The 18,654-nt window shown below is 73.5% G+C and carries 13 protein-coding genes; 12 read left to right on the top strand and 1 reads right to left on the bottom strand.

Features of this window, described 5'->3' with window-relative positions; genetic code table 11:
- Positions 1-11: 11 nt before the first annotated feature.
- The 7 genes from V5O49_RS03435 (at position 12) to V5O49_RS03405 (ending at position 12,305) form a co-directional block, all read left to right on the top strand.
- A complete protein-coding gene (locus V5O49_RS03435; protein ID WP_332901008.1) occupies positions 12-2,255 on the top strand; it encodes a PhoX family protein in 2,244 nt (747 codons plus the stop codon).
- A gap of 270 nt (positions 2,256-2,525) precedes the next feature.
- The gene (locus V5O49_RS03430) at positions 2,526-3,773 is read left to right on the top strand and encodes a cysteine desulfurase family protein (RefSeq protein WP_332901007.1); all 1,248 of its coding nucleotides are present in this window, start codon (positions 2,526-2,528) and stop codon (positions 3,771-3,773) included.
- On the top strand, positions 3,770-4,918 hold the full coding sequence (gene mnmA, locus V5O49_RS03425; RefSeq protein ID WP_332901006.1) for a tRNA 2-thiouridine(34) synthase MnmA: 1,149 nt from the start codon (positions 3,770-3,772) through the stop codon (positions 4,916-4,918). Before V5O49_RS03430 ends, mnmA begins: the two co-directional genes overlap by 4 nt.
- Positions 4,915-5,952 carry a uroporphyrinogen decarboxylase/cobalamine-independent methonine synthase family protein gene (locus V5O49_RS03420; protein ID WP_332901005.1) on the top strand — a complete coding sequence of 346 codons (1,038 nt, stop codon included), beginning with the start codon at positions 4,915-4,917 and terminating at the stop codon, positions 5,950-5,952. Before mnmA ends, V5O49_RS03420 begins: the two co-directional genes overlap by 4 nt.
- Positions 5,953-6,212: 260 nt before the next feature.
- Positions 6,213-8,942 (top strand): bifunctional acetaldehyde-CoA/alcohol dehydrogenase, encoded by a 2,730-nt coding sequence (gene adhE / locus V5O49_RS03415; protein WP_332901004.1) that lies wholly within the window; start codon positions 6,213-6,215, stop codon positions 8,940-8,942.
- A 148-nt stretch (positions 8,943-9,090) separates the two neighbouring features.
- Positions 9,091-9,831, top strand: a complete 741-nt coding sequence (locus V5O49_RS03410) for an HAD family hydrolase (protein WP_278235003.1) — start codon at positions 9,091-9,093, stop codon at positions 9,829-9,831.
- Positions 9,828-12,305 carry a glycoside hydrolase family 65 protein gene (locus V5O49_RS03405; RefSeq protein WP_332901003.1) on the top strand — a complete coding sequence of 826 codons (2,478 nt, stop codon included), beginning with the start codon at positions 9,828-9,830 and terminating at the stop codon, positions 12,303-12,305. Before V5O49_RS03410 ends, V5O49_RS03405 begins: the two co-directional genes overlap by 4 nt.
- 18 nt (positions 12,306-12,323) lie before the next feature.
- Here the strand turns inward: V5O49_RS03405 and V5O49_RS03400 are convergent, their stop codons facing one another.
- Positions 12,324-14,495 (bottom strand): prolyl oligopeptidase family serine peptidase, encoded by a 2,172-nt coding sequence (locus V5O49_RS03400; protein ID WP_332901002.1) that lies wholly within the window; start codon positions 14,493-14,495, stop codon positions 12,324-12,326.
- Between the two features lie 154 nt (positions 14,496-14,649).
- Between V5O49_RS03400 and V5O49_RS03395 the strand changes: the two genes are divergently transcribed.
- The 5 genes from V5O49_RS03395 to V5O49_RS03375 are packed head-to-tail and all read left to right on the top strand — an operon-like array spanning position 14,650 to position 18,648.
- Positions 14,650-16,047 carry an ATP-binding protein gene (locus tag V5O49_RS03395; protein WP_332901001.1) on the top strand — a complete coding sequence of 466 codons (1,398 nt, stop codon included), beginning with the start codon at positions 14,650-14,652 and terminating at the stop codon, positions 16,045-16,047.
- Complete coding sequence (locus V5O49_RS03390; RefSeq protein WP_278234999.1) at positions 16,025-16,447, top strand: roadblock/LC7 domain-containing protein; 423 nt, start codon at positions 16,025-16,027, stop codon at positions 16,445-16,447. Before V5O49_RS03395 ends, V5O49_RS03390 begins: the two co-directional genes overlap by 23 nt.
- An 11-nt stretch (positions 16,448-16,458) precedes the next feature.
- Positions 16,459-16,812, top strand: a complete 354-nt coding sequence (locus tag V5O49_RS03385) for a DUF742 domain-containing protein (RefSeq protein ID WP_278234998.1) — start codon at positions 16,459-16,461, stop codon at positions 16,810-16,812.
- Positions 16,793-17,422, top strand: a complete 630-nt coding sequence (locus V5O49_RS03380) for a GTP-binding protein (protein ID WP_332901000.1) — start codon at positions 16,793-16,795, stop codon at positions 17,420-17,422. Before V5O49_RS03385 ends, V5O49_RS03380 begins: the two co-directional genes overlap by 20 nt.
- On the top strand, positions 17,419-18,648 hold the full coding sequence (locus V5O49_RS03375; RefSeq protein WP_332900999.1) for a cytochrome P450 family protein: 1,230 nt from the start codon (positions 17,419-17,421) through the stop codon (positions 18,646-18,648). The genes V5O49_RS03380 and V5O49_RS03375 overlap by 4 nt, the downstream gene beginning before the upstream one ends.
- Positions 18,649-18,654 lie beyond the last annotated feature (6 nt).

Genomic DNA, 18,654 nt, shown 5'->3' with positions numbered 1-18,654 from the left:
GGAGAGCTTCGATGACGATCACGCCCGAGTCCCGCCCGCAGCTTCCCGTGGTGGCCACGCCCCACTACGCCCGGGGCAAGCGTGCCGCGGCGACCTGCCACTTCAAGTGCGCCGACGCCTGCGCGCACCCCGCGCCGAACCTCAGCGCCAACGAGTACTTCCGTGACGTGGCCTCGCGGGCCCTGAGCCGCCGCGTGATGCTGGGCGGTGCCGCCGCCGCGGCCGCCGCCGTCGTCGTCGGCGCCCAGGTCATCGGTGCCCAGTCCGCCGCCGCAGCCCCGGTGGTCGGCAAGAAGCCGGTCAAGGGCCTGGCGTTCGGCGCCATCGCCGCCCAGCCCATGGAGCAGGACGACGTCGTCGTCCCCGAGGGCTACGCGTGGTCGCCGATCATCCGGTGGGGCGACCCGATCCTGCCGGGCGGACGCGCCTTCGACCCCGCGCACCAGACCCCCGAGCAGCAGGCCAAGCAGTTCGGCTACAACTGCGACTACCTGGACATCCTGCCCGAGGACCCGAAGCACATCCGGTCCATGGTGGAGACCCGCCGTGGCACGAAGGGTGTGCTCGTGTCCAACCACGAGTACACCAACCCGCACATCATGTTCGACGCCTCGTACGACGACGTCACGCGGCGGGCGATCGAGCGGGCCGCGCACGGCATGTCCGTGGTCGAGGTGACCCGCGAGAAGACCGGCATGCCGTGGGAGTACTCCCGCATCGCGCCGCTGAACCGCCGCATCCACCTGGGCACCGAGTTCACGATCGACGGCCCCGCCGCCGGCGACGACCTGCTCAAGACCGTCGACGACCCGACGGGCACGAAGGTCTTCGGGACGCTGAACAACTGCGCCGGCGGCACGACCCCGTGGGGCACCGTCGTCTCCGGCGAGGAGAACTTCCACGGGTACCTGCGCGTGAACGGTCAGGATTCCCGCGACGCCCGCTACGGCCTGCGCGACGCGGCCACCCGCTACGGCTGGGAGCTGGACGACCCGCGCTTCGACGGCAACAATCCCGGCTACGAGAACGAGAACCGCCGCTTCGGCTGGGTCGTCGAGATGGACCCGTACGACCCGACCGCCGCGCCCGTGAAGCACACCGCGCTCGGCCGGTTCAAGCACGAGGGCGCGAACGTCATCATGGCCGACGACGACCGCGCCGTCGTCTACATGGGCGACGACGAGCGCTTCGACTACGTCTACAAGTTCGTCTCGACCGACCGCATGCGCCACGGCAACAGCGACGCCGCCCGCGCGCACAACACCACGCTGCTCTCCTCGGGCGACCTGTACGTCGCGCGGTTCGACGGCGACTCGCCGGCCTCCGAGATCGACGGCTCGGGCGCGGTGCCCTCCGACGGCGCCTTCGACGGCACCGGCGAGTGGCTGCCGCTGGTGCTCGACGGCGCGTCGCAGGTGGACGGCATGTCGCTGGCCGAGGTGCTGGTCTTCACCCGCGTGGCGGCCGACACCGTCGGTGCCACCAAGATGGACCGCCCCGAGGACGTCGAGCCGAACCCGTTCACGGGCCGCATCTACGTCGCCTGCACCAACAACTCCAACCGCGCCCGCGACGGCTACCCGGGCGTCGACGAGGCCAACCCGCGCGGCTCCAACCGCGACGGCCACATCGTGGAGATCATCGAGGACGGCGGCGACCAGACGGCGACCACGTTCACCTGGAACCTGCTCATCGTGGCGGGCGACCCCGAGGTCAACGACTCGACCTACTTCTCCGGCTTCCCGGCCGACAAGGTGTCGCCGATCTCCTGCCCGGACAACGTCGCCTTCGACGCTGACGGCAACCTGTGGATCTCCACGGACGGCCAGCCGTCGTCGATCCAGAAGAGCGACGGGCTGTTCAAGGTGACGCTCGACGGCGCCGAGCGGGGCCGGGTCGAGCAGTTCCTCGCCCTGCCGCGACGTGCCGAGACCTGCGGACCGGTCGTCGACGTGCGCGACTCCATGGCGTACGTCAACGTCCAGCACCCGGGCGACGACGGCAGCTGGGGCGCGCAGACGTCCTACTTCCCGGACTACCTGGCCGAGGGCGAGACGGTCCCGGCCGGTGCCTGGCGCGGGCCGCGACCGTCGACGATCCAGGTCTTCCCGGCCGGTGCCGGCGAGAGCCCCGGCCGCGGGCGCGACGAGGAGCACCAGGGGCCGGGGCCGTTCCCGTCCTCGCGCGGAGGTCGGGGCCGCGGCTCGCAGAACCGCCCGACGTTCGCCGAGACCGGCGACCAGTTCCGCGGCTGACCGCGAGGTAGGCAAGTTCTCGCCGAGGTAGGCAACCTTCCGCCGAGGTAGGCAACTCTGCGGCGAGGTAGGCAAGTTCCCCGCGAGGTAGAACGCACCGAGTGCTACCTCGCGGGGAACTTGCCTACCTCGGCCGGAACTCGCCTACCTGGGCCCGAAGTTGCCTACCTCGGCCTGAGGTTGCCTACCTGGCCTGAGAATTGCCTACCCCGCCCGAACGTTGCCTACCTCGCGGAATGCGGGGCGGGGTCCGTGCGGTTCGTAGACTTGATGACCGTGACAGCCCCCCAGGCGCCCGGCGCCTACCTCGACCACGCGGCCACGACCCCCATGTCGTCGGCGGCGCTCGAGGCCTACGTCGCCGAGGCCTCCCGTACCGGGAACGCCTCGTCCCTGCACTCAGCCGGCCGTGCCGCCCGCCGCACCGTCGAGGAGTCGCGCGAGACCGTCGCCGCCGCCCTCGACGCCCGCCCCAGCGAGGTGATCTTCACCGGCGGCGGCACCGAGTCCGACAACCTCGCCGTCAAGGGCATCTTCTGGGGCCGGCGCTCGCAGGACTCCCGCCGACGCCGCGTGCTGATCTCCGCCGTCGAGCACCACGCCGTCCTGGACCCGGCCTTCTGGCTGGCCGGGCACGCCGGCGCCGAGATCACCCTGCTCGACGTCGACGACGAGGGCCGCATCGACCTCGACGCGCTCAAGGCCGAGCTCGCCGTCGCCCCCGAGGAGATCGCTCTCGTCTCGGTCATGTGGGCGAACAACGAGGTCGGCACGGTCCAGCCGATCCGCGACGTCGTCCGCCTCGCCCATGCCCAGGGCATCCCGGTGCACACCGACGCCATCCAGGCCGTCGGCCAGGTCGAGGTCGGCTTCGCCGCCTCCGGCGTCGACGCGCTGACCGTCACCGGGCACAAGCTCGGCGGTCCGGTCGGCGTCGGCGCGCTGCTGGCCCGCCGCGACCTGCCGCTGGAGGCCGTCTCGCACGGCGGCGGCCAGGAGCGCGGCGTCCGCTCCGGCACGCTCGACGGCGCCGCCATCCGGTCCTTCGCCGTCGCGCTGCACGACGCCGTCACCCGCCGCGCCGAGCGCGCCGCCCGGTTCGCCGGGCTCCGCGACGCGCTGGTCGACGGTGTCCGCGCGGCCGTGCCCGACGCCGTCCTGCGCGGCCCCGACCCGACCGCGGTCACGCCGTCGGGCGCCCCGGCGCGGCTGCCGGCCAACGCCCACTTCACGTTCCCCGGCGCGGAGGGCGACTCGCTGCTGTACCTGCTCGACTCCGCCGGGGTGCACGCCTCCACCGGGTCGGCCTGCCAGGCGGGGGTGCCGCAGCCCAGCCACGTGCTGCTCGCCATGGGCGTCGACGAGGCCGACGCCCGCGGCGCGCTGCGGTTCTCCCTGGGCGACACCTCCACGCGCGCCGACGTCGACCGGCTCCGCGCGGCGCTGCCGGGGGTGGCGGACCGTGCCCGTGCCGCCGGGCTGGTCTCGACCCGACCGCTGACCGGAGGTACCGCATGAGGGTTCTGGCCGCCATGTCCGGGGGAGTGGACTCCGCCGTCGCCGCCGCGCTCGCCGCCGAGGCCGGGCACGAGGTCGTCGGGGTGCACATGGCCCTGAGCCGCAACCGCGACCAGTTCCGCACCGGCTCGCGGGGCTGCTGCTCCATCGAGGACGCCGGGGACGCCCGCCGCGCCGCTGACGTGCTCGGCATCCCGTACTACGTGTGGGACCTGTCCGAGACGTTCGAGGAGACCGTCGTCGCGGACTTCCTGTCGGAGTACTCGGCCGGCCGCACGCCCAACCCGTGCGTGCGCTGCAACGAGCACATCAAGTTCACCGCCCTGCTCGACAAGGCCACCGCGCTCGGGTTCGATGCCGTCGCCACCGGCCACTACGCGCGCATCGAGCACGGCCCGGACGGCCCCGAGCTGCACCGCTCGCCCAACGACGCCAAGGACCAGTCCTACGTGCTGGCCGTCATGGGACCGGACCGCCTCGGGAGGTCACTGTTCCCGCTCGGCCACTTCGCCACCAAGGACGAGGTGCGCGCCGAGGCCGAGCGCCGCGGGCTGTCCGTCAGCGCCAAGCCGGACTCCTACGACATCTGCTTCGTGGCCGACGGCGACACGAGCGGGTTCCTGCGCGACCGGCTCGGCGAGCAGCCCGGCGACGTCGTCGACACCGACGGCACGGTCGTGGGGGAGCACCGCGGCGCCTACGCCTACACGATCGGTCAGCGCAAGGGCCTCGGCCTCGGCCGCCCCGCCGCCGACGGGAAGCCCCGCTACGTCGTCGACGTCGACACCACGTCCAACACGGTGGTCGTGGGCCCGTCCGAGCTGCTCACCGTCGACCGCATCGACGCCGGGCAGGCGATCTGGCTCGTGGACGCGCCGTCCGACTGGGCCGACGTCACCGTCCAGGTGCGTGCGCACGGCCGCGCCGTCCCCGCCCAGGTCCGGGCGACGTCCGACGACGGCGACCCGGCCATGGAGGTCCGCCTCGGCGAGCCGCTGCGGGGGATCGCGTCGGGGCAGTCGATCGTCGTCTACCGCGGCACGCAGGTCCTGGGTCAGGGCACCGTCGCCGGCGCCCGCCGCGAGGGTGCGTCAGCCGCCGTCACGTCAGCCGCCGTCCCGACGGCCGCTGCGGCGCACGCATGACGGCGGTCAGCGGGCACGGGCCGTGGCCCGGGGGAGAGCGGGACGTGCTGGAGGCCCAGCAGACCGTGCTGGGCGACCTGTCCGAGCTGCCCACCGGCGTCCAGGCGGTCCCGTTCCTCGTCCAGCTCACCGGCCGCGGTCCGGGTGCGGGGGCGACCGCCCGCACCGCGCTGCTGCTCGCCGAGCACGCCGTCGAGCTCGGTCCGCACGGCTGGAAGCTCGCCGACCATGAAGGCGTCGATGCCCGGCGCGCCCGCTCGCTGCTGGCCGAGGACCTCGGCGCCCTGGCGATCGCCGCCCACGGGTACACCGGTCCGTTCGCGGTCGAGGTGACCGGTCCGTGGACCCTCGCCGCCGAGCTGTGGTCCGCCCGGGGCGACCGCGTGCTGGCCGACGTCGGTGGCCGTGCGGCGCTCACCGAGGCGCTGGCCGTGGGCCTGGCCGACCACGTCGCCCAGGTGCGCGACCAGGTGCCCGGCGCGGATGTCGTCGTGCAGCTCGCCGAACCGCTGTTGGGGCAGGTGCACGCCGGGGTGCTGCCGACGTTCTCGGGCTACTCGCGCCTCCGCGGGGTGCCAGGGCCGGACATCGTCGAGGGACTGCGTCCGGTGGTCCAGGCGGTGCACGACGCCGGGGGCCGCGTCGTCGTGCACCTCGGCGGCACGTGGGTGGGGATCCCGCCGGTGGTGCTCGCCGGTGCCGACGCCGTCGGGCTGGACCTGGCCGAGGTGGGCCCCGAGGGCTGGAACGAACGGGCCTGGGAGCTGGTCGCCCGGGCGACCGAGCGGGAGGTCGGCCTGTGGGCCGGGCTGCCGCCGGCGACGGTGTCGCAGTGCGCGGGGCCGGAGCTGGGCGGGCTCGTGCGGCTCGTCGCCGAGCCGTGGCGCCGCATCGGGCTGCCCGCCGCGGGCCTCGACGGGGTCACCGTGCTGGCCGCACCCCGCCGCGCGCTCGCCTCCGTGGACGACCACCGGGCCGGCCTGGCGAACCTCGGACGCGTGGCCGAGACGCTGGCGGAGCGCGCCGAGGCCTGACCAGGCGTGCTCGCCGCACGGCTGTTCGGTCGTCCGGAACGGGTTCGGTCATCTTCTCGACCGAACCCGTTCCGGACGACCGAACCCACGGGTGACGGTTCCGGATCCTGGTCGTTCGCAGCGCCCTGACCAGCCCGGAAACAGGCAATGTGTTCTGCGTCTCACCCCCTCCCCTTGTGGTCTGACCACACTTGTGAAAACCTTCACTTGTCAGCACAGGAGGCCGGGAAAGCGGCCACAGCCCCTCAGGGGAGGGCGACATGAGCACCGACACCACCACGAGCACCGTCGCAGAGGCCGCGCCGACCGACGTCCCGGCACCCGCGAGCGACGCCCCCGCACCGGAGGTCGCCGTCGACGCGATGGTCCAGCGCGGACTGAAGGCACTGGCCGCCTACGCGGCACTGACCCAGGAGGACGTCGACCGGATCGTCAAGAAGGCCTCCGTCGCCGCGCTGCACGAGCACGGCAACCTCGCCCAGCTCGCCGTCACCGAGACCGGGCGCGGCGTCTTCGAGGACAAGGCCACCAAGAACATCTTCGCCTGCGAGCACGTCACCCACTCGATGGCCGACCTCAAGACCGTCGGCGTCGTCGGACGCGACGAGCTGCGCGGCATCGTCGAGATCGCCGAGCCGGTCGGCGTGGTCGCCGGCGTCACCCCGGTGACCAACCCGACCTCGACCGCGATCTTCAAGAGCCTCATCGCGCTCAAGACCCGCAACCCCATCATCTTCGCGTTCCACCCGAACGCCCAGCACTCCTCGTCGGAGGCAGCGCGCATCGTCCGTGACGCGGCGATCGAGGCCGGCGCCCCCGAGGACTGCATCCAGTGGGTCACCGAGCCCAGCCTCGCGGCGACCAGTGCGCTCATGCACCACGACGGCGTCTCGCTCATCCTGGCCACCGGCGGCAACGCCATGGTCCGCGCCGCCTACTCGGCCGGCAAGCCCGCCCTCGGCGTCGGCGCCGGCAACGTGCCCGCCTACATCGAGTCCACCGCGAAGATCGGCCGCGCGGTCAACGACGTCGTGCTCTCCAAGGGCTTCGACAACGGCGTGGTCTGCGCCTCGGAGCAGGCCGCGATCGTCGACGACGAGATCTACGACGAGGTGATGACCGAGTTCCAGCGGATGCACGCCTACGTGGCCACGCCCGCGGAGAAGGCCCTGCTCGAGGAGTACCTCTTCGGCGCGTGCGCGGACTCGGCGGCGTGCAGCGGGGCGAAGCTCAACGCCGCCGCGGTGGGGAAGTCGGCGTACTGGATCGCCGAGCAGGCCGGCTTCTCGGTCCCCGAGGACACCTCGGTGCTGCTGGCGGAGATCTCCGGCGTCGGCCCCCAGGAGCCGCTGAGCCGGGAGAAGCTGTCGCCCGTGCTCGCCGTGCTGCGCTCGCGCAGCACCGACGAGGGCGTCCGCCTGGCCGAGCAGATGGTGGAGTTCGACGGCCTCGGGCACTCCGCGGCGATCCATACCACCGACGCCGCGCTCGCCGAGCGGTTCGGGCACGCCGTCAAGGCGGTCCGCGTGCTGTGGAACCAGCCGAGCGCCCTGGGCGGCATCGGCGACATCTACAACGCGCTGGTGCCCTCGCTGACGCTCGGCTGCGGCTCCTACGGCCGGAACTCGGTGTCCAACAACGTCAGCGCCGTCAACCTGGTGAACATCAAGCGGGTCGCGCGGAGGAACAACAACATGCAGTGGTTCAAGGTGCCGCCCAAGACCTACTTCGAGCCGAACGCGATCCAGTACCTGGTCGACATGCCCGAGGTCGAGCGCGTCACCGTCGTCACCGACCGGGTCATGTCCCAGCTCGGCATCGTCGACAAGGTGCTCGACGTGCTCCAGCGCCGCGCCACCAAGGTCGCCGTGCAGATCATCGACACCGTCGAGGCCGAGCCGAGCGTCGAGTGCGTCGAGCGCGGCGCGCTCCTCATGCGGGACCACCGCCCGGACACGATCATCGCGATCGGCGGCGGCTCGCCGATGGACGCCGCCAAGGTGATGTGGCTCAAGTACGAGCACCCCGAGGTCGCGTTCAGCGACCTGCGCGAGAAGTTCTTCGACGTGCGCAAGCGGGCCTTCCGCTACCCGCAGCTCGGGGAGAAGGCCCAGCTGGTCTGCATCCCGACCTCGTCGGGCACCGGGGCCGAGGTGACGCCGTTCGCCGTCATCACCGACAACTCGACCGGGTTCAAGTACCCGCTGGCCGACTACGCGCTGACCCCGTCGGTGGCGATCGTCGACCCGGTGCTCACCGCCACGATGCCGGCGAGGCTCGCCGCGGACTCCGGCATGGACGCCCTGACCCACGCCACCGAGGCGTTCGTGTCGGTCTACGCGAACGACTTCACCGACGGCCTGGCGCTGCACGCCATCAAGCTGGTGTTCGAGAACATCGCCGCCTCCGTCAACGAGGGCGGCGAGGCACCCGAGGCGCGGGAGAAGATGCACAACGCCGCGACGATGGCCGGCATGGCCTTCGGCAACGCGTTCCTCGGCATCGTGCACGCGATGTCGCACACGGTCGGGGCCACCTTCAAGCTGGTCCACGGCCGCACCAACGCGATCTTCCTGCCGCACGCGATCCGCTACAACGGCCTCATGCCGGGCAAGGTCACCGGCTGGCCGAAGGCGGAGAAGTACGTCGCCCCGGAGCGGTACCAGCAGATCGCGCAGCACCTGGGCCTGCCGGCCGCGACCCCGGCCGAGGGCGTCGAGTCGTACGCCCGGGCCGTCGAGGAGCTGACCCGGAGCATCGGCATCGAACCGTCCTTCCAGGCGCAGGGCGTGTCCGAGCAGGCGTTCGTCGGAGGCCTCGACACCCTGGCGATGCGGGCCTACGAGGACCAGTGCGCCCCGGCCAACCCGCGCCTGCCGATGCTGCAGGACATGAAGGACATCATGGTCGCGGCGTACTACGGCACCACCCAGCAGGCGGCCGCCGAGGCGCGGAAGTCCGACGGCGGGTACACCTCGCTCGGTCGCTGACCGGGTCCGCCGCCCTCGTGGCGGGGACCGGCCCCGTGCCGGTCCCCGCCACGAGGGCGTCCGGGCGGCTTCGCTCGCCGGTGCGACCGCCGGTGCATAGCCTGGTGCGAGGGCCGAGCGGCCCCGGTGCCGACCTGAAGGAGTGCGGATGCCTGCCCTGCGTGCCGTCCTGTTCGACCTCGACGGGGTACTCACCCCGACCGCCGAGGTGCACATGCGGGCCTGGGAGCGGCTCTTCGCCCCGTGGACCGCGCAGCACGGCCTGGAGCCCTACACGGCGGCCGACTACTTCGCCCACATCGACGGCAAGCCGCGCTACGACGGCGTGGCGGCGTTCGTCGGGTCCCGCGACGTCAGGCTCCCGTGGGGCGCGGACGGCGACGCTCCGGGCGAGGGCACGGTGTGCGCGCTCGGCAACCGCAAGGACGAGATCGTCAACCGGATGTTCGTCGAGGAGGGCATCGAGCCGTACCCCGGGTCGGTGCGGTTCCTCGACGCCGTGACCGGCGCGGGCGCGCAGGTCGCCGTCGTCTCGTCGTCGCGCAACGCGGCGGCCGTGCTCGCCGCCGCGGGCCTGGCCGACCGGTTCGACGTCGTCGTGGACGGCAACGTCGCGACCCGGGAGGGCATCGCGGGCAAGCCGGCTCCCGACACCTACGTGCGCGCCGCCGAGCTGCTCGGTGTGCCCGTGGGGGAGTCGGTGGTCGTGGAGGACGCGATCTCCGGCGTCCGGGCCGGTGCGGCCGGCGCCTTCGGTCTCGTCCTGGGCATCGATCGCGGGGTGGGGGCCGACGTGCTGCGCGCGCACGGTGCCCACCTGGTCGTGGCCGACCTGGACGAGCTCGACGCGTCGGTGCTCGACGCGCCGCGGGCCGGGGGCGCGGCGTGAGCCCGAAGACCCCCGACGAGCAGAGCACCGTCGACCGGCGGCGATTCCCCGCGGACCCGTGGCGGCTCGTCGAGACGCGGTACTCGAGCGAGGACCTCGGCGTCACGGAGACGATGTTCTCGGTCGCCAACGGCTACCTCGGCATGCGGGGGAACGTCGAGGAAGGGCGCGAGTCCCACGCGCACGGCACGTTCGTCAACGGTTTCCACGAGACCTGGCCGATCCGTCACGCCGAGGACGCCTACGGTTTCGCGAAGGTCGGCCAGACGATCGTCAACGTGCCCGACACCAAGGTGATCCGGCTGTACGTCGACGACGAGCCGCTCCTGCTGCCCGTCGCCGACCTGCTCGAGTACGAACGGTCGCTCGACCTGCGCGACGGGATCCTGCGCCGTGAGCTGCTGTGGCGCACGCCGTCGGGCAAGCGGGTGCGGGTCCGCTCGGACCGCATGGTCTCGTTCGTCGAACGGCACCTCGCCGTGATGACCTTCGAGGTCACGCTCCTCGACGCGGCGGCACCGGTCGCGATCTCCTCGCAGATCCTCAACCGGCAGGACGGTGAGGACGAGTACCACGTCCCCTCCGCCGCGCTCGGCGAGGGCTTCGACCCGCGCAAGGCCGAGGACTTCACCGGGCGTGTCCTCCAGCCCCGCGGACACTGGGGCGACGACGAGCGCCTGGTCCTGTCCTACCGCTGCACCGACTCCGGGATGACGCTCGCGGTGGCGGCGGACGACCGGCTGGAGACCGAGAACGCGTGGGACGTGCGCACCCAGGTCGAGGAGGACCTCGCGAAGCACGTGTTCCGCATCCGGGCGGAGCCGGGACGTCCGGTGCGCCTGACGAAGACCGTCGCGTACCACACGTCGCGCGGCGTGCCCCCGCGCGAGCTGGTCGACCGGTGCCGACGGACGCTGGACCGGGTGGCGGACGGCGAGCTCGAGGAGCTGTACGCCGACCAGCGGGCCTGGCTGGACGCCTTCTGGGAGCGGTCGGACGTCGAGGTCGGCGGTCAGCAGGAGATCCAGCAGGCGGTGCGCTGGAACCTCTTCCAGCTCGCCCAGGCGACCGCGCGGGCCGAGGGCAGCGGAGTGCCGGCCAAGGGACTGACCGGGTCGGGCTACGGCGGGCACTACTTCTGGGACACGGAGATCTACGTCCTGCCGTTCCTGACCTACACGAGCCCGCGGTTCGCCCGGAACGCGCTGCGCGTGCGCTACCACATGCTCGACGCGGCGCGACGGCGGGCCACCGAGCTGTCCCAGCGCGGGGCGCTCTTCCCGTGGCGGACGATCAACGGCGAGGAGGCGTCCGCCTACTACGCGGCCGGCACGGCGCAGTACCACATCGACGCCGACATCAGCTACGCGCTGATGCAGTACGTCGTGGCGACCGACGACACGGACTTCCTGCGCCGTGAGGGGGTGGACGTCCTCGTGGAGACCGCCCGGCTGTGGGTGGACCTGGGTTTCTGGCGCGCCAACGGCGACCACTCCTTCCACATCCACGGCGTCACCGGGCCCGACGAGTACACGACGGTCGTCAACGACAACCTGTTCACGAACGTCATGGCACGGTTCAACCTGCGGGCCGCGGCGCGCGTGGTGGACGCCCTGCGCGACCGGTTCCCCGAGGACCACGCCCGCCTCGTCGAGCAGCTCGGGCTCGAGCCCTCCGAGCCGGTCGCCTGGGCCCGGGCCGCCGAGCGGATGGCCGTGCCCTTCGCGGACGAGATCGGGATCCACCCCCAGGACTCGCACTTCCTCGAGCGAGAGATCTGGGATGTCGGACGCACCCCTCCGGACCGGAGGCCGCTGCTCCTGCACTACCACCCGCTGGTGATCTACCGCTTCCAGGTGCTCAAGCAGGCCGACGTCGTCGCCGCCCTGGTCCTGCAGGGCAACCACTTCACGCCGGAGCAGAAGCTCGCCGACTTCGAGTACTACGACCCGCTGACGACCGGGGACTCGACGTTGTCCGGCGTCGTGCAGTCGATCGTCGCCGCCGAAGTCGGCTACCAGGAGCTGGCGCTCGAGTACTTCCGGTCGTCCCTGTACGTCGACCTCGCGAACCTGCACGGCAACGCTGCCGACGGCGTGCACGTCGCGTCGGCCGGCGGGTCGTGGGGAGCGGTCGCCTTCGGTTTCGGCGGCACGCGGGACCACGACGGCGACCTCACGTTCGACCCGAGACTCCCGTCGGGCTGGGACTCCCTGACGTTCCGCATCACGTGGAAGGGGTCCCGGCTGCGGGTCACCGTCCTGCCCTCGTCGCTCGAGCTCGTGGCGGAGACGGGCGAGGGGGCGACCGTCGGTGTCCGGGGCGAGCGGGTCACGGTCCGGTCCGGCGAGCCCGTGACGGTCCCGCTCGACGGTCAGGGCCCCGTCCGCGCAGGGCGACCGGGCCTCCGGGCCCTGTCGGGCAACCGCCGCGAGGACGGCACCCTCATCACGGCGATCGTCCCGCACCCCTGACCCCGAACCCGCAGGGCGTCAGGTGATCCGGCCGCGCAGGAACGTCCAGGCGAGGGCGGCCATGTGCGCGGCCTGGGCGTTGTTCGCCGCGCCGCCGTGGCCGCCCTCGACGTTCTCGTAGTACGTGACGTCCTGACCGGCGGCGAGCATCTTCGCCGCCATCTTGCGCGCGTGGCCCGGGTGCACGCGGTCGTCCTTGGTCGACGTCGTCAGCAGCACCGGCGGGTACCGGCGCTCCGGGTCGTGCAGGTGGTACGGGGAGAACGTCCGCAGGAAGTCCCAGTCCTCGGCCACGTCCGGGTCGCCGTACTCGGCCACCCACGAGGCGCCGGCCAGCAGACGCGAGTACCGCCGCATGTCCAGCAGCGGGACCTGGATCACCACGGCGCCGAACAGCTCGGGGTACTGCGTGAGCATGTTGCCGGCGAGCAGGCCGCCGTTGGACCCGCCCTGGACGCCGAGGTGCTCCGGGGTGGTGATCCCCCGCGCGACGAGGTCGCGTGCCACGGCGGCGAAGTCCTCGTAGGCGCGGTGCCGCTTCTCGCGCAGCGCGGCCTGGTGCCACCGCGGTCCGTACTCGCCCCCGCCGCGGATGTTGGCCACGACGTACACCCCGCCGCGGGCGAGCCACGCGCGGCCCACCGTGCCGGAGTACCCCGGCAGCAGCGGGATCTCGAACCCTCCGTAGCCGTACAGCAGGGTGGGCGCGGCGCCCGGTGCGGAGTCGTCCGCCGGTCGCACGAGGTCGGCGCGGCCGACGACGAAGTACGGCACGCGCGTGCCGTCGTCGGACGTCGCGAAGTGCTGGGCGGCGACCATGTCGTCCGCGTCGAAGAACGCGGGGGCCGACTTGAGCACCTCGGGCTCGCGGGGCGGGTCACCGGGGCCGACGACGGTCGTGACACCGAGCGTCGACGGCTCCAGGTAGCCGCTGCGGGTCACCCACACGTCGTCGCTGTCGACGGCGGAGACCGCCCCGACGCCGATCGTCAGCAGCTCGCCGCCCACGGGCAGGTCGCCGCGGGCCCAGGGCGCGCGGGCGTCGGCGTCGTCGGTCAGGTCCGGCGGGGTCAGGACGTGCGCGGCGTGCGCGACGTCCTCGAGCACCGTGACGACGAGGTGGTGCCGCGTCCACGTCGCGCCGACCAGCGAGGTCGACGACGTGGGCTCGAAGAGCACCGTGAGGTCGCGCGAGCCGGCGAGGAAGTCGTCGAGCACCACGCCGAGCAGGGAGCCGCCCGGGTAGGTGCGCCCGCCGGCCCGCCAGTCCTCACGCAGCTCGACGGTCAGCCACTCGCGGTGCAGACCGACCTCGGCGCTCTCGGGCACCTCGAGCCGGACCAGGCGCTGCTCGGGGGTGCCGACGTCGTCGACGAGGAACACCTCGGAGCGGTAGAAGGCGATCGAGCGCCGCACGAGGTCGCGCTCGAAGCCCGGCGTCCGGGAGCGGCTGCCCATGATGTACATGTCGTCGACCGAGCCCTCGTACACGACCGGGGCCGACGCCAGCGGCGTCCCGCGCCGCCAGAGCACGACGGTCCGGGGGTAGCCGGACGACGTCGTGGTCCCCTCGCCGAGGTCCGTGAACGCGTACACGGTGTCCTCGTCGGCCCAGGCGAGCCCGCCCTTGGCCAACGGACGGTGGAAGCCGCCCTCGGCGGCCGGCACGAACCGCTTCTCGACGAGGTCGAACTCCCGCGTGACGTCGGCGTCCGAGCCGCCGGGGGAGAGGTCGACCAGCGCCCGGCGCCAGGGCTCGCCGGCCGCGAGCTGCTCGGGCGTCGGACGCAGCACGGACGCACCGTGCCAGACCCACGACTCGTCCTCGTCCGCCGCCAGGGCGTCCAGGTCGAGCACCGTCTCCCACGCCGGGTCCGCGCTGCGGTACGAGTCCGGGGTGGTGCGTCGCCAGAGCCCGCGCTCGTGGTCGGCGTCCCGCCAGAAGTTGTACAGATGGTCGCCGATCCGCGAGACCGCCGGGATGCGGTCGTCCGAGTCCAGCACCTCCCTGATCGCCGCCCGCGTCGCGACGAGGTCGTCCCCGCCGAGGGTCTCCTGGGCGTGCTCGTTGCGCTGCCGCACCCAGTCCAGCGGCTCGTCGCCCGAGACCTCCTCGAGCCAGCCGAACGGGTCCGCGCCGTGGGTCGGCAGGTCGGCGTCGGACGGGGGCAGGAGCGGGTCGGCACTCATGCCGGGACCCTATCCCGGCCCCCTGTCCACGCCGGTGGTCCGCCCTTTCGCCACGGGGTGCGCTGTGGTAGAAACTCCTGGTCAGGGCCACGATGCCCGCGTCACGCTGTCCGAGGGTCCGCAGGACCCACCAGAGCCTGCCGACGGGGGTGCGGTGAGCACGACGACCTCAGCCAGACCGCCCGCGGTCGGCCGCGCCCTGCCCTGGATCTGCGTCGCCGTCATGGTGCTCTGCGTCGCCGCCCTGCCCGTGCTCGGACAGCGCGGACCCACCTGGTCCGTCTGGGTCGTGGCCGCCGCGGCGCTGGTGCTGCCGGTCGTGGCCGCCGCCCTGCTCTCCCGCGCCGCGCGCCGCGAGGAGGAGGCGTTCCGTGCCCTGGTGATCGAGCGCGACGGTCTCGCGGCCGGGCTCGCCGAGGCGTCCCGCGCCCTGGAGGACGCGCACGCCGACCGTCAGCGCACGCAGGACGAGCGGGCCGACGAGCGCGCCGCCGTCGAGACGGCCGTCGTCGCGCTGAGCCGCAAGGTGCAGGCGTCCGCGCACCGCGTCCAGGAAGAGGCGACGCGCATGGCCCAGCGCCACGCCGCCGACCACGACGTGCTCGAGACCTCGATGCGCATCGACCACGCGGCCGCCCAGCACGCGCGGCAGGCGCAGAGCCTCGTCGCCCTGTGCGGCCGCCGGCCCGGGCAGACCTGGGACGCCCCCCTCGCCCTGCCCGACGTGGTGCGGGCCGCCGCCGGACGCATCACCGCCTACGGACGCGTCGAGGTCTCCGGTGACCCCGGCCTGGCCGTCACCGGCCGGGCCGTCGAGCCCCTCGTGCACGTCGTGGCCGAGCTGCTCGCGAACGCCACCCAGTGCTCCCCGCCGAACACCCAGGTGCTGGTCGTCATCCGGCAGGTCCAGCGCGGGGCCGTCGTCGAGATCGACGACTGCGGGGTGGGGATGGACCCGCGCGAGCTCGCCCGGGTGCGACGCATCGCCGCCGGTGAGGACCCGGTGACGATCTCCGACCTCGGGGAGGTGCCGCAGACGGGCCTCGCCGTGGTGGGGACCTACGCCCGGTTCCTCGGTCTGCACGTCGAGCTCACGGACTCCGTCTACGGCGGGCTGCGGGCGGTCGTCCGCATCCCCGGGGAGATCACGGAGACCGTCGCCGGCGTGCCCGACACGCTGGCGGCCGGCGTGGAGGAGGCGTCGCCGGTGCCCGCGCCGGCCGGTGCCGAGCCGCGCGACCCGCTGACCGCGCCCGTGCCGGCGCCCGCCGTCGACGCGGCGTCGGGCCCGCCCGCGCTCCCGCAGCGCCGGTCACGACGGGCCGCGATGGACCGCACCCCCACGGCCGGCCACGGCACGCCCCGCGTGCCCGAGCCCTCCGCAGGACTGTCGGAACCCCGGCGCCCGGAGCAGACGGCCGAGGAGGCGGGGGCGTGGATCGGCGCGTTCTTCGCCGCCACCGACCCCGCACCGCCGCACGACCCGGACACCCATGACCCGTCCGTCGGGACGGGACCTCGGAGGACAGATGACGACGCAGACCAGCGGTGACGCACCGCTCGCCACGGACCACCCGGACAGCTGGATGCTCGACCTGGTCGCCGGCGTCCGCGGCGTCCGCCACGCCGTCGTGCTCAGCTCGGACGGCCTGGTCAAGGTCCGCACCGACGTCACCGACCCGGACACCGCCGACAAGGTCGCCGCGGCCTGCGCCGGGCTGGTCGCGCTCGGGATGTCGATGGGCCGTGAGTTCGGAGAGGGCGACCGGCTGCGCCAGGTGGTCGTCGAGTTCGAGGGCGGGTTCCTCTTCGTGCGCGGCGCCGGCGACGGGTCGCGGCTCGCCGTGGTGACCGACGCCGGGATCGACCCCGGTCTGGTCGCCCAGCAGATGCAGGCCCAGGTGCTCATGATCGGCGAGCGGGCGCTCGGCACGGATCCGGTCGAGGACTGAGGGGAGGGGCGATGACCGCCGAGGGGTACCACGACCACCCGGTGCGCTCGTACGTCCTGACCGGCGGGCGGTCGCACCCCACCCGCAACACGCTGCGTCCCGAGACGCTGCTGTGCACCGTCGACGACGGCCGTGAGCTGCCCGGTCACGCCGGTCGCCACCAGCACGCGCTGCTGCGCACCTGCCGCGGGACGCTGGCGCTGGCCGAGGTCGCCGCCTACCTGCGCCTGCCCGTCAGCCTGGCCGCCGTGCTCGCCTCCGACCTGCTGGACGACGGCTACCTGGCCCTGCGGTCCACCCCGACGCACGGCCTGCCGGACACCACGCTGCTCGAGGAGGTGCTCGATGGACTCCGCCGACTCTGAGCCCCAGGGCCGCGGCGCCCACCGCGCGCGGCACCTGGCCGCGGCTGTCGACCGGTCGGTCAAGGTGCTGGTGGTCGGCCCCTTCGGCGTGGGCAAGACGACGCTGATCGAGGCGGTCAGCGAGATCCCGATGCTCCGCACGGAGGAGACCATCACCACGGCGAGCGTGGGGGTCGACCCGCGCGTGGGCGACAAGCGCACGACCACCGTCGCGATGGACTTCGGCCGGCTCACGGTGGGCGGGGACACCGCGCTCTACCTGTTCGGCACCCCCGGCCAGCGCCGGTTCTGGGACCTCTGGTCTGGTCTGGCCGACGGCGCGGTGGGCGCTCTCGTGCTCGTCGACACCCGGCACCTCGCGGACAGCTTCGAGGTCCTGGACCAGCTCGAGGAGCACACGCAGCTGCCGCTGACCGTCGTGGTCAACGAGTTCCCGGACGCGCCGCGGCACAGCGTCGACGAGGTGCGCACCGCCCTGGACCTGCCCGCCGACACCCCGGTCGTCGCCGGGGACGTCCGGGGGCGCCCGCAGGCCGTCGAGGCCCTGACCACCCTCGTGGCCCACGCGCTGCGGCAGCGGGAGCGGGCCGACGAGGAAGCCGCCGCATGAGCATCACCGCCGCCGGACGTGTCGTGCGGCTGGAGGACGTCGCCGACCGGCCGCTCCTGGCCGACCTCGCCCAGGCCGCCGACCCGCACGCCCGCTACGACGCGCTGCGCTCGCGCTGGGGCGCCGTCGCGCCGGTCGACCTGGAACCCGGCGTCCCTGCCTGGCTGGCGCTCGGGTACGACGAGGTCAGCGCCGTCCTGCGCGACGAGGTGCACTTCACGCGCGAGTTCGGCCGGTGGAGGTACGAGGCGGAGCGGCTGATCGCCTGGCGCTCCCCGGTCCGCGCCGTGCTCGCCGCGCGCGACGCGCTGCTCGACCGCGACGGCGCCGAGCACCGCCGCCTGCGCGGACCGGTGCAGGACGCGCTGGCGACGCTCGAGGACAAGCGCCTCACACGCACCGTGGCGGTGGCGTGCACCTCGGCGCTCGACCGGGCGGCGGCGCGCGGCTCGGCGGACCTGATCGCCGACTACGCCGTCGACGTCCCCGTCCGGGTCCTCGCCGACCTGCTGGGGATGAACCTCGCCGACGCGCGCCGGATGCACGAGCTCAGCGTCGTGCTGGGGGCGGGCGGCGACGACGCCTCGGACGCGGCCGACGAGACCGAGAACCTGCTGGCGACCTTCGTCGCGGCCCGGCGGGCCGAACCCGGCGACGACCTCGCCTCGGGCCTGATCGCCGACCCACGGCACCAGCACGACCTGGAGGTCATGGGTGCCGTCGGAGCGCTCTTCCGCACCGCGCACGACGCCACGATCGCGGCCTCGGCGACGGCGATCCACCGGATCGTGACCGACCCCGGTTTCGGCTCCCGCCTGCACGGTGGACGGCTGTCCCTGGAGGACGGCCTGGACGAGATCGCCCGCCGCGAGCCGCCGATGCCGCACCTGCTGCCGCGGTACGCCGTGACGGACACGGTGCTGGGGAACCAGCCGATCGCGGCGGGCGACGCCGTGGTCCCGGCGGTGGCCGCCGCCAACGCCGACGACGCCGTGCAGGCCGCCGACCCGTGGGAGCAGGTCGACTCCCGGTTCCACCTGACGTGGGGGCTCGGCGCGCACGCCTGCCCCGCGCACCGCGCCGCGCCCCTGATGACCCGGCAGATCGTCGGCCACGTGGTGGCGCGGGTCGGTGGGATCGAGGCGGTGACGGAACCGGACCAGGTGCCGCTCGTGCGCTCGGCGTGGTTCCGCTACCCGCGCGAGCTCCCGGTCCGGTTCCGCTGAGCCGAC

The sequence above is a fragment of the Isoptericola haloaureus genome, from assembly GCF_036689775.1.
Classification (GTDB): Bacteria; Actinomycetota; Actinomycetes; order Actinomycetales; family Cellulomonadaceae; genus Isoptericola; species Isoptericola haloaureus.
The sequence above is the reverse complement of the archived record's forward strand: the minus strand, read 5'-3'. Positions and strand labels throughout refer to the sequence as shown.

What these genes read in the sequence shown, in the direction of transcription:
- V5O49_RS03400 (WP_332901002.1), bottom strand. Translation starts at nt 14,495, where the DNA reads ATGAGTGCCGACCCGCTCCTGCCCCCGTCCGACGCCGACCTGCCGACC.
- V5O49_RS03430 (WP_332901007.1), top strand. Translation starts at nt 2,526, where the DNA reads ATGACCGTGACAGCCCCCCAGGCGCCCGGCGCCTACCTCGACCACGCG.
- V5O49_RS03410 (WP_278235003.1), top strand. Translation starts at nt 9,091, where the DNA reads ATGCCTGCCCTGCGTGCCGTCCTGTTCGACCTCGACGGGGTACTCACC.
- V5O49_RS03435 (WP_332901008.1), top strand. Translation starts at nt 12, where the DNA reads ATGACGATCACGCCCGAGTCCCGCCCGCAGCTTCCCGTGGTGGCCACG.
- V5O49_RS03420 (WP_332901005.1), top strand. Translation starts at nt 4,915, where the DNA reads ATGACGGCGGTCAGCGGGCACGGGCCGTGGCCCGGGGGAGAGCGGGAC.
- V5O49_RS03385 (WP_278234998.1), top strand. Translation starts at nt 16,459, where the DNA reads ATGACCGCCGAGGGGTACCACGACCACCCGGTGCGCTCGTACGTCCTG.
- V5O49_RS03375 (WP_332900999.1), top strand. Translation starts at nt 17,419, where the DNA reads ATGAGCATCACCGCCGCCGGACGTGTCGTGCGGCTGGAGGACGTCGCC.
- mnmA (WP_332901006.1), top strand. Translation starts at nt 3,770, where the DNA reads ATGAGGGTTCTGGCCGCCATGTCCGGGGGAGTGGACTCCGCCGTCGCC.
- V5O49_RS03380 (WP_332901000.1), top strand. Translation starts at nt 16,793, where the DNA reads ATGGACTCCGCCGACTCTGAGCCCCAGGGCCGCGGCGCCCACCGCGCG.
- adhE (WP_332901004.1), top strand. Translation starts at nt 6,213, where the DNA reads ATGAGCACCGACACCACCACGAGCACCGTCGCAGAGGCCGCGCCGACC.
- V5O49_RS03390 (WP_278234999.1), top strand. Translation starts at nt 16,025, where the DNA reads ATGACGACGCAGACCAGCGGTGACGCACCGCTCGCCACGGACCACCCG.